The 15,066-nt window shown below is 66.1% G+C and carries 13 protein-coding genes and 3 tRNA genes; 10 read left to right on the forward strand and 6 right to left on the reverse strand.

Going from position 1 to position 15,066, the window contains the following annotated elements:
• Position 1 precedes the first annotated feature (1 nt).
• From AC5P9P_RS03280 to AC5P9P_RS03290, 3 genes are all read left to right on the forward strand, one after another.
• On the forward strand, positions 2-3,805 hold the full coding sequence (locus tag AC5P9P_RS03280) for a pilus assembly protein (protein ID WP_049454052.1): 3,804 nt from the start codon (positions 2-4) through the stop codon (positions 3,803-3,805).
• Positions 3,806-3,818: 13 nt separating this feature from the next.
• Positions 3,819-4,244, forward strand: a complete 426-nt coding sequence (locus AC5P9P_RS03285; protein WP_005408861.1) for a type IV pilin protein — start codon at positions 3,819-3,821, stop codon at positions 4,242-4,244.
• Positions 4,245-4,291: 47 nt separating this feature from the next.
• Positions 4,292-4,368: transfer RNA gene (locus tag AC5P9P_RS03290), tRNA-Asn, on the forward strand.
• Between the two features lie 48 nt (positions 4,369-4,416).
• Here AC5P9P_RS03290 and AC5P9P_RS03295 read toward each other — a convergent pair.
• Positions 4,417-4,953 (reverse strand): GspH/FimT family pseudopilin, encoded by a 537-nt coding sequence (locus tag AC5P9P_RS03295; protein ID WP_005408862.1) that lies wholly within the window; start codon positions 4,951-4,953, stop codon positions 4,417-4,419.
• A 129-nt stretch (positions 4,954-5,082) separates the two neighbouring features.
• On the opposite strand from AC5P9P_RS03295, the gene uvrB reads away from it, so the two are divergent.
• The 3 genes from uvrB to AC5P9P_RS03310 all read left to right on the forward strand — a co-directional run bounded on the left by uvrB (position 5,083) and on the right by AC5P9P_RS03310 (position 7,462).
• Positions 5,083-7,107, forward strand: coding sequence for an excinuclease ABC subunit UvrB (uvrB, locus tag AC5P9P_RS03300; protein WP_033833863.1), 2,025 nt, complete (start codon positions 5,083-5,085; stop codon positions 7,105-7,107).
• 107 nt (positions 7,108-7,214) lie between these two features.
• Positions 7,215-7,289 (forward strand) — tRNA-Val (locus AC5P9P_RS03305).
• Positions 7,290-7,387: 98 nt separating this feature from the next.
• Positions 7,388-7,462: transfer RNA gene (locus tag AC5P9P_RS03310), tRNA-Val, on the forward strand.
• A gap of 94 nt (positions 7,463-7,556) precedes the next feature.
• Here AC5P9P_RS03310 and AC5P9P_RS03315 read toward each other — a convergent pair.
• The 3 genes from AC5P9P_RS03315 to AC5P9P_RS03325 form a co-directional block, all read right to left on the reverse strand.
• Positions 7,557-7,889 (reverse strand): hypothetical protein, encoded by a 333-nt coding sequence (locus AC5P9P_RS03315; protein ID WP_049431340.1) that lies wholly within the window; start codon positions 7,887-7,889, stop codon positions 7,557-7,559.
• A 257-nt stretch (positions 7,890-8,146) separates the two neighbouring features.
• On the reverse strand, positions 8,147-8,335 hold the full coding sequence (locus tag AC5P9P_RS03320) for a hypothetical protein (RefSeq protein WP_005408865.1): 189 nt from the start codon (positions 8,333-8,335) through the stop codon (positions 8,147-8,149).
• A gap of 112 nt (positions 8,336-8,447) precedes the next feature.
• Positions 8,448-9,017 (reverse strand): TlpA family protein disulfide reductase, encoded by a 570-nt coding sequence (locus AC5P9P_RS03325; RefSeq protein ID WP_005408866.1) that lies wholly within the window; start codon positions 9,015-9,017, stop codon positions 8,448-8,450.
• A gap of 162 nt (positions 9,018-9,179) precedes the next feature.
• Between AC5P9P_RS03325 and AC5P9P_RS03330 the strand changes: the two genes are divergently transcribed.
• Positions 9,180-9,320 carry a hypothetical protein gene (locus AC5P9P_RS03330; RefSeq protein WP_164281623.1) on the forward strand — a complete coding sequence of 47 codons (141 nt, stop codon included), beginning with the start codon at positions 9,180-9,182 and terminating at the stop codon, positions 9,318-9,320.
• 42 nt (positions 9,321-9,362) lie between these two features.
• Here the strand turns inward: AC5P9P_RS03330 and AC5P9P_RS03335 are convergent, their stop codons facing one another.
• A complete protein-coding gene (locus tag AC5P9P_RS03335) occupies positions 9,363-9,647 on the reverse strand; it encodes a hypothetical protein (RefSeq protein ID WP_005408868.1) in 285 nt (94 codons plus the stop codon).
• Between the two features lie 30 nt (positions 9,648-9,677).
• Positions 9,678-10,445 carry a MipA/OmpV family protein gene (locus tag AC5P9P_RS03340; protein WP_111108366.1) on the reverse strand — a complete coding sequence of 256 codons (768 nt, stop codon included), beginning with the start codon at positions 10,443-10,445 and terminating at the stop codon, positions 9,678-9,680.
• 145 nt (positions 10,446-10,590) lie between these two features.
• Between AC5P9P_RS03340 and AC5P9P_RS03345 the strand changes: the two genes are divergently transcribed.
• From AC5P9P_RS03345 to AC5P9P_RS03355, 3 genes are read left to right on the forward strand one after another with little or no spacing between them, the layout of a single operon-like run.
• A complete protein-coding gene (locus AC5P9P_RS03345; RefSeq protein WP_033833867.1) occupies positions 10,591-11,262 on the forward strand; it encodes a response regulator transcription factor in 672 nt (223 codons plus the stop codon).
• A 1-nt stretch (position 11,263) separates the two neighbouring features.
• The gene (locus AC5P9P_RS03350) at positions 11,264-12,607 is read left to right on the forward strand and encodes a sensor histidine kinase (protein WP_033833868.1); all 1,344 of its coding nucleotides are present in this window, start codon (positions 11,264-11,266) and stop codon (positions 12,605-12,607) included.
• Positions 12,608-12,666: 59 nt separating this feature from the next.
• A complete protein-coding gene (locus AC5P9P_RS03355; RefSeq protein WP_111108367.1) occupies positions 12,667-15,066 on the forward strand; it encodes a DNA internalization-related competence protein ComEC/Rec2 in 2,400 nt (799 codons plus the stop codon).

The following is a 15,066-nucleotide window of genomic DNA, read 5'->3' on the forward strand; positions in this document are numbered from 1 at the left end:
CATGGCGACCCGAAAGATCAAGATCCTGGCCGGCTCCGGGCTGTTGCTGGCGGTGGCTGGCGGCACCTGGCTTGCGATGAACCTGTTCGCCGCGCAGGCGCAGGGCACATTGTCGCAGCACCCGATGAACCTGAAGGTCTCCGCGCCGCCGTCATTCATCATGGCGGTGGATGATTCGGGTTCGATGACCTTTCAGACTCAGTTCCCAGGGCAGGATGGAACGGCGTGCTGGAGCAACGCGCGCAAGAGCTTCTTCAAGTCGGCCGGGGTCCTGAACAAACCGGATGACATCATTGCTTACGATTCGTGGAACAGGCCCTACAACGATGGGCAGTGCAACTATTTCTACCTGTTGCCGGGGCCGCGGATCAACACCAGTTATCTCGGAATCCCTGCGTTGGACGTGTTCGGGTTTGCCCGATCCGCTGCCTACAATCCAGCCTACTACGATCCCTCGATCCAGTATCAACCCTGGCTCCGTATCGTCAATGAGGCTGTTGAATCCTACCCGGCATCGGTCGCCAGCGCCGCGCTCATTGATCCGCGTAACCAGAATGACAGCAACTATGTCGTAAATGTATCGAGCAGCTACCTGGGAACTCGATCCTGGGATGTGCAGCGCATGCAGGACGGCATGTATGCCCCGCCGGGCCAGCGATACATGACCGTATCCGACTCCGGACGGTTCAGTTCCGTGCAGGAGAACAAATCTGGGACCTCATGGTCGTCCGCGGCCAACGCGTCGTTGGAGTACACGCCTGCGACGTTCTATATGCCCTTCAAGAGCGATGGCGACCCCTATCCGCAGTTGGCAGGAACGCCCAATGCCTATGCCAACGCGGGCAACAATCGGACCAAGGTCCTGGATGCCTGCGGCAAGGGTTGCCACATGTGGAAGTACGTGCTCACGGCAAGTGATGCGGCGGCAATGCAGAACTTCGCCAACTGGTTTACCTACTACGGAAACCGCAACCGCGCGATGATCGCGGGCATGACGCATGCGTTGAATGTCAACGATATGTATGTCGGCTATTTCAGGATCAACGATTTCCTGAAGTACAACAGCTCGACGGATGCTGCGAAGCGTCTAACGATCCAGGACATGAGCCTGATTGGTCAGAAGACTCAGCTGTATAACGACATGATCGCACTGACGGCCAGCGGTGGCACGCCAAACCGCAATGCGGTAAATGCGGCCGGCCTGCAGTTCATGCGAACCGACGATGCGGCCCCCATCAAGCTTTCCTGCCAGAAAAACGCGGTGATGCTGTTCACCGATGGCTACAGCAACAACGGCAACGGGTTCCCATCGAGTTCGATTCCCACCCCAGGGAACATTGACGGTGCCATGGGTGCCCCGTTCAAGGACAGCAACTCGGATACGATGGCTGATATCGCGGCGTATTATTACGTCAATCCGTTGCGCACCGATACCGCGATGCCCAAGGGCAATGTGCCGGTGCCGGAGCAGTGCGCGACCAGTACCGACAAGTCGCTGGACTGCAACAAGAACCTGCATATCAACTTCTACGGGATCACCCTGGGTGCGCGTGGCAACCTGTTCGACCCTGACAAGCAGCAGAACCCGTATACCGATTCGGCGGTCTACAGCAACTGGCCAAGTCGCCAGAACGACAACCCCAGCACCGTGGATGACATCTGGCACGCCGCGACCAATACCCGCGGTGAGTACATCAACGCGCGTACTCCGGCAGACATCACCGCGGCCATGCGCCGGGTGCTGTCGTCGGTCACCTCCGGGCCAGCGCCTTCGGGCAGCCAGGGCCTGACCGGCGCGCGTATCGGTACCGGGTCGCTGGCGGTCACACCCCAGTTCGAAGTGGCCAACGAGGAAACCGATTGGTTCAGTCGCCTGAAGGCATCCAAGCTTGCGGTGAACGACAAGACGCAGCAGACCGAGTACACGCAGGTGTGGGAAGCGGCGGAGAAACTGGGAGCGCAGCGTTCGCGCACCATCGTTGCCACCAAGGGCAATGCTGCAGTTGACTTCAGCAGCACCAACATCGCCTTCAGCGACCTCTGCAACAAGGATGAGAAGCAGTATCCGGGCATTGCGCGCTGTTCCGCGACCGAGGCTGAAAAGCTGGGCGGCGACATCGCCACGGCCATGGCTTATCTGCGCGGCGACGCATCGCGCGAAGTACGCAATTCGGGGGGCATCTATCGCACCCGTACCACCGTGCTGGGCGACATCGTCAATTCCAGCCCGGTGATCAGTTCGCCCCGCGACGACTATGGCTACCAGCGCATCAGCACCGCGATGGCGACCTCGTATGCCACGTATCTGACCCGCAAGCGCAACAATGGCCGCTACATGGTCTATGTCGGTGCCAATGACGGCATGCTGCATGCCTTCGACGGTGGCATGAACGGCAGTGGCGTAAGTGACGGTGCCGGTGGCAGCGAGACCTTCGCCTACATCCCTGGAACCGCGCTGGGCCACATGGCCAACCTGCTGTATCCCTACGTGGCGGCCAACAAGTCCGACCAGCGCTTCCGTCATCGCTACTACGTGGATGGACCGATCGCGGTGGCGGACGCACAGATCGGTGGCAACTGGGCCACGGCGCTGGTCGGTACGGCGGGCGCCGGTGGGCGCTCGGTGTTCGCGCTGGATGTGACCACGCCGTCCAGCTTCGGTACCGGCAATCGCCTGTGGGAAATCAGTGACGTGGCGCCGGGGCTCGATAGCACCGTAAAGGCGAACATCGGCCATGTCCTTGGCAAGCCGGTGATCGTGCCGGTGAAGGAAGGGACCGGGGTGGCGTGGAAAGCGATCTTCGGCAACGGTTACAACAGCCTCAGCCGCAAGGCCGTGCTGTTCGTGGTCGACCTGGGATCGGGCGCGGTGCGGATGATCACTGCTACCGAGGCCGCAGCAACCGCACCTGCCGGTGACAATGGCCTGGGCAACATCGTGGCTGTCGACCGTTGGCGCGCAGACAGCGCCGGTGGGACGGGGCGTGTACGTGGCCGTGACGGCCTGGCGGACACGATCTATGCGGCCGACCAGCGCGGCGCGCTGTGGAAGTTCGACCTGGAAAGCACGGCGACCTCGGTCACCACGCCGGTGTTCACCACGGCGCGCCAGACCAACAACAACAACCAGGTGTATCGCCAGCCGATTACCGGTGGCATGACCGCCGTGACCGGACCCGGTGGTGGCGTGATGCTGGTGCTGGGTACCGGCAGCTTCTCCTTCGACAATGACCCCCAGGATCTCACCGCGCAGTCGCTGTACGGTGTCAACGACACCAGCAAGGACCAGCCGGAGGCCACGATCGTGCCCGCCAATCTGGTGGCCTATACAGTGACCACCACCAACAAGTTGCGCACGGTCACGGCCACACCCTTCTCCGGCGCGGCGCGCGGATGGAGCATTGCACTGCCCGGCGCAGGTGAGCGCTTTGTTGGTAATCCTGCCGTGGCGTCGGGAACGGTGTTCATGCCTACCTACATGCCCACCGCGGGTGGCCGTGGCTGTTCGACCGAGGGAAGCAACTGGCTGTTTGGCCTCAATCCGATCTCGGGCGTTGCATCGCTGGAGCAGGCGCGGGTCGGGTCCATTACCGGTACGCCCTACGGAGCGGGCACGGCTGGCGTCAGTCTCGACACCGGCGGCACCGCACCGGTGAAGGACGTCAATGTCTCGGTGATGCCGCGCCTGGCAAAGGGTGCCGATCGAGGCGGACGTGCCTGCTGGATGGCGGTCAACGTGGCGGGTGCTCCGACGATGTACGTGCCTTATCCCTGCGGTCGCCAATCCTGGCGCCAGATCCAGTAACGAAGACATGCCCATGAGCCTGAACACTCTTTCCCGTACCCTGCGTCGTCCCGGCAAGCAGCACGGTTTCTCCCTCATCGAACTGATGATCGTGGTGATCGTGCTCGGTATCCTGGCCGCGATTGTCGTTCCGTCGTACCAGCAGTACATCCGCCAGTCGCACCGGGGCGTGGCCAAGGCGGACCTGGTGGAATACGCGCAGCGTGCTGAGCGCTACTACTCGGTGAACAACACCTACTCGGGCTTCGCGCTGCCCAGCAAGGTGTCGCCGCGCGAGGGCGGGACCACACGGTACGCGATCACGTTCGATGGCAAGGCGTCCTCGTTCACGCTGACTGCGACGCCCCAGGGCAACCAGACCAAGGACAGCTGCGGGACGCTGAGCGTGGACCAGGCCAACCGCAAAACGGCCAGCGGCACGGTTTCCGATTGCTGGTAAATCAGGTGTTGATCTTCCTCTGAACGCCCAGTACAATGCGCCTCCCCGCCCGAATAGCTCAGCCGGTTAGAGCACTTGACTGTTAATCAGGGGGTCGTTGGTTCGAGTCCAACTTCGGGCGCCAGATACTGCAAAAGCCGCGAGAAATCGCGGCTTTTGTCGTTTTGGCCCGTCAGCAGGGAAGGGTGCGGTCGACACGCTCGCTGCGGATGCGGCCGCCGTTGTTGATGACCAACCTGCCATGCAGCCGGTCTCCTGCGCAGATGCGCAGCGTCAGATTGGCACCGGGACTGCGCCCGTCAGGCTGGAAGAACAGCAGCGGCCGTCCACCGCTGGCCTGGGCGACGATGGCGATGTCGGTCCGGCCTTGATGGTGGATCAGGATGTCCTGGGCGGATGCTGGTGTCCCCCGGTGCCTGCCGCTGCGATAGATGATCCACCCTGCGCTCCAGTCGCGGGAGCACTGCTCACCGTCGTCGCTGGCGCACAGCCCGATCAGTTCGCGGCGCTTCAGGGCCTCGCTTCTGGCGCTGGAAAGACTGGCATGCAGGGTCAGCTGCAGGGCGTCGGCGCGTTGCCGCAACAGCACCGGGCGCAGGGCCGGCCAGCCCACGGCCAGCAGAACGGAAAGGATGGCGATCACCACCAGCATCTCGACCAGATGCACGCCGCGTGATGCTGAACGACAGTGGGCGGGAGTGCGATGCATGGCATCAAGCCTCGCGCCGCAGCGGGACGGCCGCCATCAGGCACTGCCGCGCCCGCCTGCCCGGAAAGCCCTCAGCCGGCCGTCACCCCTTGCCCCGTATACTTGTCCTTCCCGGGAACTGGCAACACCATGAGCGACCGTTTCGAACTCGTCTCGCCGTATTCGCCGGCGGGCGACCAGCCTGATGCCATCGCGAAGCTGACCAGCAACTTCGAGGCGGGCATCGCCAAGCAGACCCTGCTGGGCGTCACCGGCTCGGGCAAGACCTACACCATCGCCAACGTCATCCAGAACGTGCAGAAACCGACGCTGATCATGGCGCCGAACAAGACGCTGGCGGCGCAGCTGTATGGTGAGTTCAAGGCGTTCTTCCCGCACAACGCGGTCGAGTATTTCGTCAGCTACTACGACTACTACCAGCCGGAGGCCTACGTGCCTTCGTCGGACACCTTCATCGAGAAGGACAGTTCGATCAACGAGCACATCGAGCAGATGCGGCTGGCCGCGACCAAGACCCTGCTGTCGCGCCCGGATGCGATCGTGGTGGCCACGGTGTCGGCGATCTATGGCCTGGGTGCGCCGGAGGACTACCTGTCGCTGCGCCTGATCCTGTCCAAGGGCGAGCGCATCGACCAGCGCGACCTGATCAATCACCTGACCCAGCTGCAGTACACGCGCAATGAGTACGAGCTTCAGCGCGGCACGTTCCGCGTGCGTGGCGAAGTGATCGACGTGTTCCCGGCCGAGTCGGACAGCGAAGCGCTGCGCATCGAGCTGTTCGACGGCGAGGTCGAGAAGATCACCCTGTTCGACCCGCTCACCGGTGAGACGATGCGCAACATGCAGCGTTTCACCGTCTACCCCAAGACCCACTACGCCACCACCCGCGAGCGCGTGCTGGCCGCGGTGGAAACGATCAAGGTGGAGTTGAAGGAGCGGCTTGAGCAGCTGTACGCGGAAAACAAGCTGGTGGAGGCGCAGCGCCTGGCACAGCGCACGCAGTTCGACATCGAGATGATGGCCGAGGTCGGGTTCTGCAACGGTATCGAGAACTACTCGCGGCACCTGACCGGCAAGAACGCCGGCGAGCCGCCACCGACTCTGTTCGACTACCTGCCGCCGGATGCGCTGCTGGTGATCGACGAATCGCATGTGACCATTCCGCAGATCGGCGCCATGTTCAAGGGTGACCGCTCGCGCAAGGAAACCCTGGTTGAGTTCGGTTTCCGCCTGCCGTCGGCGCTGGACAACCGCCCGCTGCGCTTCGAGGAATGGGAGGAGCGCTGCCCGCGCAGCATCTACGTGTCGGCCACGCCCGGGCCCTATGAACTGCGTGAAGCCGGTGACGAGATCACCGAACTGGTGGTGCGCCCAACCGGCCTGATCGACCCGGTGGTGGAGATCCGGCCGGTCGGTACCCAGGTCGACGATCTGATGAGCGAGGCCAACGCGCGCATCAAGGCGGGCGACCGCGTGCTGGTCACCACGCTGACCAAGCGCATGGCCGAGAACCTCACCGAGTACCTCACCGAACACGGTATCCGCGTGCGCTACCTGCACTCGGACGTGGATACGGTCGAGCGCGTGGAGATCATCCGCGACCTGCGCCTGGGCAAGTTCGACGTGCTGGTCGGCATCAACCTGCTGCGCGAAGGCCTGGACATGCCCGAGGTGTCGCTGGTGGCGATCCTCGACGCCGACAAGGAAGGCTTCCTGCGCTCCACCGGTTCGCTGATCCAGACCATCGGCCGCGCCGCCCGCAATGTGCGCGGCAAGGCGATCCTGTATGCGGACAAGGTGACCCGCTCGATGCAGGCAGCGATCGACGAGACCGACCGCCGCCGCGCCAAGCAGGTCGAGTACAACGAAGAACACGGCATCGTGCCGCGCTCGGTGGCGCGCCCGATCGTCGACGTCCTCGAAGGTGCGCGTTCGGATGCGGCGGAGAAGGAAGCCAAGAAGGGCAAGGGCAAGGGCAGGGCGGGTGTTGCCGAGGACGGAGCCGATTACCGTTCGCTCGGTCCGGCCCAGCTGGCGGCGCGTCTCAAGGCGCTCGAACAGCAGATGTACCAGCACGCCAAGGACCTGGAATTCGAGGATGCCGCACGGGTGCGTGACCAGATCCGGCAGCTGAAGGAAGCGAGTCTGGGCTGAACGCGGCGGTGCAGCATCTTCTTCACAAAAGTGTTGCGCTTCACGGCCGGCATCCGTAATATACGCGGCCTGCACCGACGCAATCGCGGACGTTCAGAAGCAAAAACGGGCGGTTAGCTCAGCGGTAGAGCACTACCTTGACATGGTAGGGGTCACAGGTTCGAACCCTGTACCGCCCACCACGAAGTCTCCGGAAGGAGGCTGTCGTGAACTGAAGAGCCCGGCCCTGGCGCCGGGTTTTTACGTAGCAAGGCCAGCTTTCGGGCGGCAGGAACAAGATGGGCGGTTAGCTCAGCGGTAGAGCACTACCTTGACATGGTAGGGGTCACAGGTTCGAACCCTGTACCGCCCACCACCTGGCTCCCGGCATTGCCGGTGCAGCGGTGGATCACGATGAAAGCCGGCCCTGGGCCGGCTTTCTCGTTTACGACGGTTGCCGGTGCCGAGCGTCAGCGCTGGGCAACCCATTCGTCGATGCTGATCATGCGCTGCAGCCGCCAGTGCCCGTCCACGCGTTCCCAGACCTGCGCGAAGCGCGCCGAGCCGGCTTGCCGCTGCGGGGCGTCGGCCTGTGGCGGCTGATTGCCCACGCGCAATACGCGATCCTGGCGTAGCCGGTACAGCTGCAGGGTGGCCGGGGCTGCTTTCCGACCCGGCACCGACGATGTTTCTGCCTGACCGGCGTCGGCCTGCAGGATCTGGCTGCGCAGGGAGGCATCCCCGGCGTCGGCATCGCGGCCGAACAGGCCAGCGCACAACAGCAGCAGGGCAAGCATCGGCATGGCACGGTGCTCCGGAGAAGGGAGTCCAGCGTGGCACTGCCCCCTGCGCTGTGAAACCGGTATGCGACGAAAGCCGGAAAAGCGCCCGCCAAGTCGCTGCGGGAAGGATGAATCCGGGCCAGGAAGTGCCGGGCCGCGCTTCAAGGCGGCCCGGCGTGGTGGGCCACTGCGGGGTGGCCCGGTCATGGCCGCGGCGCTGGCTCAGCTCCGCGGCGGGTGTGGCAGGTCAGCGATGCCGACCCCATGCACGGATCCGGTTACAACGGATCGCAGCACAGCAGCTGGCCGTGCTTGCCCGCGTTGCCGAACGGGCACTGCGGGTGTGGTTCGCAGCCCGGTGCATATCCGGTCTTGGGCGAGACGGCGAAGGCCTGGCTGGCGCCGAAGGCCATGGCCGCGACAACGACGATACCGGCGACGGACGAAAGCACTTTCTTTCCGATCATGTGTATCTCCTTGGTTGGCGTTGTGGAGTTGCAGTTGCCGAAGGCACGGGAGTGCCGGTTGTGGCGCGAATGCGGTAACAGGGGGCCGCGACGCGATGCGCGGCACGCGGGATCAGGGCAGCGCCGGCTTCGGTGCGAGCGAGGCGACGGCAGCCTGCACGACCTGGGCGTCGAGCTGGCCGACATGCTTGTAGGCAACGCGGCCATCGGCAGCCAGCACCATCAGCATCGGCGTGACGGTGGCGCGATAGCGCGTGGACGCGGCGGCTTCGTTGTCGATGGCGATCGGGAAGCGCAGTGCATGTTTGCCGGCGTAGTCCGCCAGCTGGTCGTATGGCGGCATGCCGACACCGACCAGTTCGCTGTTGCCGCGGGCCGCGGCGATCTGTTGCAGCTGCGGTACCGAGGCCAGGCAGTAGCGGCATGCGGTGGAGAAGAAATAGAGGATCTGCGGAACCTCGCGCGCACCGCCGATATCGACGAAGGTCTGCTGCGTGGTGCGCAGCGCCAGCGCATCCGGGCGACTGCCCAGTTCGAGGCCATGTGCTGCAAGACGCATGTCCTGCAGCTGCGTGGCCATCTGCTCATTGATCTGCCGCAGCTGGCGGTTCTGCCATCCGAGCGCGATGACCAGCACGGACAGCAGCAGGGCGACAACGGGGAACAGGACGCGCTTGAGCATCGATCATCCTTGAACACAGCGTTGGGTCGAACATACCCGAACTGGCGCGCAGGTTGTTAAGCGGATGTTCCCGGCGCATCCTCCGACGGAGCACATGTACTAGAGTTGTGCCCGCGCAGGCTTGCGTGCATGCCCTCCACCCATCCCCAGGATCTTTCAACGATGAGCGATCATGTGCCGGTTTCCAGGCCCAATCCGTTCTTTGAAGTGCTGTTCGGCGGCAACATGCTGGAAGGTACGTTCAAGGCAGTGATCTGGGTCGCCCTGTTGTCCGCTGTGCTGGCCTGGACCACGTTCCGCTGAGCGGCTGCGCGGCACTGCGGCAGCGTTGCGGCTGGCCGGTGCTCAGGCGCTGAAGGCCTGGCGCAGGCTGCGCAGGGTGGCCTGCCGGTGCTCTTTCGCGCTGGCCTCGCCCATCTCCAGTTCCTGCAGGCGCAGCCCGACCAGGGTCATCGAAAGCGCGTATCCCCGGGCCGCGTCGGCAACGCGCGACTGGCCGAGCGCGCGACGTGCAAGCGCGCTTACGTGCTCAAGGTCGGGCATCAGGCCAAGGTAGACGCGTTCGGCGCTGTCCAGATCGGGGGCTCGCAGGATCGCGTGTGCTTCGGAAGTGGGGGAGACGGAGGCCATGGGGAGTCCTTGTCCGTAGCGGGTGCTCGTTCAGAACGAGCGCATCAAGGAAATGAAGGCCGACGACTGTGTGCCGCGTCGTGCCATCGGGCTGTCCTTCACCGCATCGCCAAACCACTGGTTGGCGACGACGCCGGTCGCGCGCCACTTCGTGCCCAGCGGCGTGCTGACGGCGATCTGCAGGCTTGGCGATGTCGTGCTGCCCGGCCGGTAGGCGGCCAGTCCGGAGCGCAGCGCTTCCTCATCGCTGATGCCGTAGTAGTAATCCAGCAAGCGTGCGCTGGAGCGCACCACGCCCACCTTGGGGACCCACGTGAAGCGGCCGGCCTGGATCGGATAGCTGTAGTGCAGGCGCGATTCGAAACCGCCGCCGTGGCCGGTGATCTCACGCATCACCCCAGCTTCGATGATGCCCCAGTCGGCGCTGTATTCGCCGTTGATGCCGGCCATGGCCGACATCTGCCGGCTGTGCAGGCGGCGCAGCTGCGGATCATTCACGTCATCGGTCTTGAAGCGCAGCGTGTAGGGCGTGAGCGCCGTCGAAAGGCGCAGGCCCTGGCCCTTGTACAGGTACATCCCCAGCGAGCCGGGGCTGGCGAAGAAGCGCTGGCCCTGCCAGGCAATGGACGGAACCACCAGTGGTTTGACGTCGTAGTGCGCATACGCGCCCGAGGTTGCGCCAGCGCTGATGCCGGCCTGCACGCCCGGGTTGCGGTCGGCGGCCTGCGCGAACACCGGCAGGCCGAAGGCAGCGGAGAACAGCAGCGGGCGCAGCAGGGTCGGGGACAGTGACGGCATCGATCAGCGACTTTGCGGGGGATGGCTGCGCATGATGGCGGGGCAACATTGTCAGAACATTGCGTCGGCGCATCCGGCAGGCCGAAGCGGAAAAAGTGGGCGCCAGGCACTATGATCGGCACCGTTTCCGGTAGCCGAGCCCCCGATGCGCATCCTCCTGGTCGAAGACGATCCTGATCTGTCCCGAGCCCTGCAATCGGGACTGGAGCGGCAGGGCGTGGTCGCCGATGTGGTTGGTTGCCTGGCCGAAGCGGCCATCGCGCTGCGCGAACCCGTGCACCAGCTGATGCTGCTCGACCGCCAGTTGCCTGATGGCGACGGCGCTGGCTTCGTTGCCGTTGCGCGGGCCCTGCGCCCGAACCTGGCGGTGATCATGCTGACTGCCAAGGGCACGCTGTCGGACAAGGTCGAGGGCCTGGATGTCGGCGCCGATGACTATCTGGTCAAGCCGGTGGCGATCGAGGAGCTGATGGCGCGCATCCGTGCGGTGTCGCGGCGGCCGTCTGCGATGGTGACACCCAGCCTGCGACTGGGCCGGCTGGAATTCGATTTCGAATCGCTGCAGGCGCAGGTCGATGGCCAGCTGCTGGCGCTGCCGCGCCGGCAGGTGCTGGTGCTGCAGGCGCTGGCGATGCGGCAGGGACGCACCGTCACCCGCAGTGCCTTGGAGGCGGCAGTGTACGGCTTCGATGACGAGATCCAGTCCAATGCACTGGACGCGCATATCTCCAAGCTGCGCAAGGCGCTGCAACAGGCGGGGGCCGGCGTGGAGATCCATGTGATCCGCGGTGTCGGCTACCTGCTGGCGGAGGCCTGAGATGGCACGTCCGATCCGTTCCATCACCCTGGGCCTGGCCTGGCGCCTGTTCCTTGCACAGGCCTTCACCGTGCTGTTCGCGGTGGTCGCGTTGATCCTGACCTGGGGTGACAAGGACACCTGGGGCATGGACATGTTCATGGCCGAGGCAGTGGCCAAGGCAGTGCACAGCGAGGGTGGCCGACTGGTGCTGGACCAGGCGCGCTGGGAAAAGCTCGATGCCAGTGCAGGCGGCAACCTCTGGTTCGCGGCAGTCGACGACAAGGGTGTCTGGTTGGAGCGCGGCACGATTCCGGCGATCCACGCGCCGCTGCTGGCGCGGTTGCCGACGCTGGGCGCGACCGAACTTGGTTCGCTGGTGCCGCCGTACCTGGATGTGGCGCGGGTGATGATCCGCAACGAAGAGGGGCGCCGCATCACGGTGATGGTCGGTGGCGCTCCAAAGGGCGGGTTGCTGGATGGCGCGCTGATGGTGCTGCGCCTGATCGGCCTGTGGTTCTTCCTGCCGTTGATCGTGGTCACGCTGCTGGTGATGCCGACGGTGATCCATCGCGCGATGCGCGGCGTGCGCCGCTCCGCGCAGCAGGCCAAGGAACTGGACATCGGCCAGCCGGGCGCGCGCCTGGATGCGCAGCTGGTGTCCACCGAGGTCGCACCACTGGTGGAAGCGTTCAACGATGCGATCGACAAGGTGCAGCAGGGCTATGCAGCGCGCGACAAGTTCCTCGCCGATGCCGCGCATGAGCTGCGCGTACCGATCGCGGTGGTGCAGGCGCGCCTGTCGCAGCTGCCGCAGGGTGAACTGAAATCGCAGTTGCTGACCGACGTCGCCCGCCTCGGCAACGTGGCTGAGCACCTGCTCGACCTGCAGCGTCTCGATCGCAATGTCGGCGCGCTGCAGCGGCTGGACCTGGCGTTGCTGGTGCGCGAGGCGGCCGCCGATCTGGCGCCGCTGGTGGTCGGCGCCGGTTATGGCTTCGAGGTGGATGCGCCGGAGTCGCCCGTGTGGATCCATGGCGACAGCCTGGCGCTGGGGCGGGTGATCGCCAACCTGGTGCACAACGCCATCGTCCATGGCGGCGGGCGCGGCACGATCTGCGTGCGCCTCGATGCACGCGGCCTGCTGGAGGTCAGCGACCAGGGCGCCGGCATTCCGGTCGGCGACCGCGAAGCGATCTTCGAGCCCTTCCACCGCCTGCGTGCAGCCGGCAGCGGCAGTGGCCTGGGCCTGCACCTGGTGAAGGAAATCGTGCAGCACCACGGTGGCTCGGTCAGCGTTGGCGAAGCGGCTGGCGGCGGCGCCAGCTTCAGAGTCAATTTCCACCGCGGTACCGTACGGCGCTGACAGGCGCACGGGGAAAGGCCCGATAGGCAGCCTGCGACCTCCAGCGGCAGGCTGGGGAAATGGTTCCCGATCGATCCGCCCCGGCCCTGTTTGGCTTTGGCTGCGCTGCAGGCCTGGTGCTGGGGGCGCTGGCCTGCGTGCAGATGCCGATGTTGCTGCCGCTGTGGCTGAGTGTGCCGATGGCGATCGCCGGCGCCGGCGGCTGGCTGTTGCCCTGGCGCGGCCGTGCCTGGGCCGCGGCCCTGCTCGGCCTGGCCTGGGCAACGGTGCACGGGCACTGGGTCCTGCATGGCCAGCTGCCACCCGGCGCGCCAGCGCAGGATGTGCAGGTGCGGGGCCGGGTTGCCGACCTTCCCCAGCAGGGGCCCGGCTACACGCGTTTCGTGCTGCATGTCGAAGATGCCGGCGCGCTGCCATCGCTGCGTGGCAAGCGCCTGCAGGTGACCTGGAACGATCCGTGGCGCGGATCGCCAGCGCACGAGGCGGAGGGCGGGCGCCATGCGGTTCGCGCAGGATCGCATTGGCAGTTGTCGTTGCGCGTGCGCGCGCCACGCTCGCGGATCAATCCCGGCGGCTTCGATGGCGAGCGCCACGCCGTGCTGCGGGGCATCTCCGGCAATGCCTCGGTGCGTGATCCAGCCCGTGCGCGGGAGTGGCTGCCGGCGCAGGGCCTGCAGGCCTGGCGGGAACGCAGCAGTGCGGCGATCGCCGTGCAGGTGGCACATCCTGCCGCGCGGTTCGTGCAGGCGCTGGCACTGGGCGATACCCGTGGCCTGTCCGATGCCGACTGGGAACACCTGCGCGCGCTGGGCCTGACCCATCTGGTCGCCATCTCCGGTTTCCACGTGGGCGTGGTGGCTGGCTTCGGTGTACTGCTGTGCCGCTTGTGGTGGTGGCTGTGCCCGCTGCTGGGACGGTACTGGCCACGGCCGCAGGCCGCCGCATGGGGAGCGGCGCTGGCCGCAGCCACCTATGCCGTGGCGGCGGGTGGTGCGCTGCCGACGGTGCGCGCGGCGCTGATGATCGGGCTGGTCGCACTGGCCAGGGCCGGGCGTCGCCCGGTGGGCGCAGGGCAGGGGCTGGCGTTGGCCGCGATGGTGATGCTGTTGCCTGCGCCGCTGTCGGTGCTCTCGGCTGGATTCTGGCTGAGCTTCGGTGGCGTGCTGTGGCTGCTCTGGTGCCTGCCGAGGACGGGGCCGGAGGGAATCGGTGGCGGGCTGCGCGGGTTCCTTGCCGCGCAGGGTGTTGCCAGCCTTGGGCTGCTGCCGCTGTGCATCGCCTTGTTCGGCGGGACCGCGCGGCTGGGGCCGCTGGTCAACCTGCCGATCATCCCGTGGTGGACAATGCTGGTTGTTCCGCTGTCGCTGCTCGGTACCGGCCTGCACGTGCTGCATGACGGCGCGGGGCGTTGGGCCTGGCGTGCCGCGGCCTGGCTGTTCGAGCTCAGCTGGGGGGCCCTGCAGCCGTTGGCGCTGCATCCGCAGGCGATGTGGTGGCTGGCCGAGGCGCCGCGCTGGGCGCTACCCGTGGCCTTGCTGGGCGTGTTCTGGTGGCTGCTGCCGCGCGGCGCCGGCGGTGGCCTGGCGGGCCTGCTGCTGTGCCTGCCGCTGCTGTGGCCGGCCCGGCATGCACCGGCCGCGGGGGAGCTGGAGCTGCTGGTGCACGATGTCGGCCAGGGCACGGCGGTGCTGGTGCGCACGGCGCGGCACGCGCTCTGGTACGACGTAGGGCCGCCGACTGGCGGCGAGGGCAACGAACGCATCCTGGTCCCGGCCCTGCGCGCGCTCGGCCAGGGGCCGCCCCGGCAGGTGATGCTCAGCCATGACCACCTGGATCACACCGGCAGCCTGCCCAGCCTGCGACGGCAGTTGCCCGGGCTGCAGCTGCTGGCGCCACCGGGCAGCACCATCGGCGGCGCCACGCCCTGCCAGCAGGGGATGCGCTGGGAGTGGGACGGGGTTGATTTCCAGGTCCTGCACCCGGCGCCGGGCAGCCGGCAAGCCGAGAACGAGGACAGCTGCGTGCTGCGCATCGCCAGCCGTCACGGCGTGGTCCTGCTGCCGGGTGACATCGGTCGACCGGCCGAGGGGGCGCTGCTGCAGGCGTACCCGCACGCGCTGAGGGCGGACGTGGTACTGGTGCCGCACCATGGCAGCGGCGGCAGCTCCAGTGCGCCGTGGGTTGCGGCGGTGGCGCCGCGGTTGGCGGTGGTCTCGGCCGGGCACCGGAACCGCTTCGGCCACCCGCGCCAGGATGTGGTCCAGCGCTGGCAGGCGCAAGGCGCGGAGGTGCTGGCCACGGCCGACTCCGGGGCGATCCGCGTATGGCTTGGCGCACAAGGCCTGCAGCTGCGTGAACAGCGCATCCATGCATCCCGGTGGTGGGATGCCGCTGGGCGGGCGCGGTCGGCTGCTATCCTATCGCCGATCGAACAAGCGGCCGTTGGGCCGGAGGGTTGA

This window comes from Stenotrophomonas sp. YJH_SMC_14-1, assembly GCF_059372275.1.

What these genes read in the sequence shown, in the direction of transcription:
- AC5P9P_RS03285 (WP_005408861.1), top strand. Translation starts at nt 3,819, where the DNA reads ATGAGCCTGAACACTCTTTCCCGTACCCTGCGTCGTCCCGGCAAGCAG.
- AC5P9P_RS03280 (WP_049454052.1), top strand. Translation starts at nt 2, where the DNA reads ATGGCGACCCGAAAGATCAAGATCCTGGCCGGCTCCGGGCTGTTGCTG.
- AC5P9P_RS03330 (WP_164281623.1), top strand. Translation starts at nt 9,180, where the DNA reads ATGAGCGATCATGTGCCGGTTTCCAGGCCCAATCCGTTCTTTGAAGTG.
- AC5P9P_RS03340 (WP_111108366.1), bottom strand. Translation starts at nt 10,445, where the DNA reads ATGCCGTCACTGTCCCCGACCCTGCTGCGCCCGCTGCTGTTCTCCGCT.
- AC5P9P_RS03295 (WP_005408862.1), bottom strand. Translation starts at nt 4,953, where the DNA reads ATGCATCGCACTCCCGCCCACTGTCGTTCAGCATCACGCGGCGTGCAT.
- uvrB (WP_033833863.1), top strand. Translation starts at nt 5,083, where the DNA reads ATGAGCGACCGTTTCGAACTCGTCTCGCCGTATTCGCCGGCGGGCGAC.
- AC5P9P_RS03325 (WP_005408866.1), bottom strand. Translation starts at nt 9,017, where the DNA reads ATGCTCAAGCGCGTCCTGTTCCCCGTTGTCGCCCTGCTGCTGTCCGTG.
- AC5P9P_RS03345 (WP_033833867.1), top strand. Translation starts at nt 10,591, where the DNA reads ATGCGCATCCTCCTGGTCGAAGACGATCCTGATCTGTCCCGAGCCCTG.
- AC5P9P_RS03335 (WP_005408868.1), bottom strand. Translation starts at nt 9,647, where the DNA reads ATGGCCTCCGTCTCCCCCACTTCCGAAGCACACGCGATCCTGCGAGCC.
- AC5P9P_RS03355 (WP_111108367.1), top strand. Translation starts at nt 12,667, where the DNA reads ATGGTTCCCGATCGATCCGCCCCGGCCCTGTTTGGCTTTGGCTGCGCT.
- AC5P9P_RS03320 (WP_005408865.1), bottom strand. Translation starts at nt 8,335, where the DNA reads ATGATCGGAAAGAAAGTGCTTTCGTCCGTCGCCGGTATCGTCGTTGTC.
- AC5P9P_RS03350 (WP_033833868.1), top strand. Translation starts at nt 11,264, where the DNA reads ATGGCACGTCCGATCCGTTCCATCACCCTGGGCCTGGCCTGGCGCCTG.
- AC5P9P_RS03315 (WP_049431340.1), bottom strand. Translation starts at nt 7,889, where the DNA reads ATGCCGATGCTTGCCCTGCTGCTGTTGTGCGCTGGCCTGTTCGGCCGC.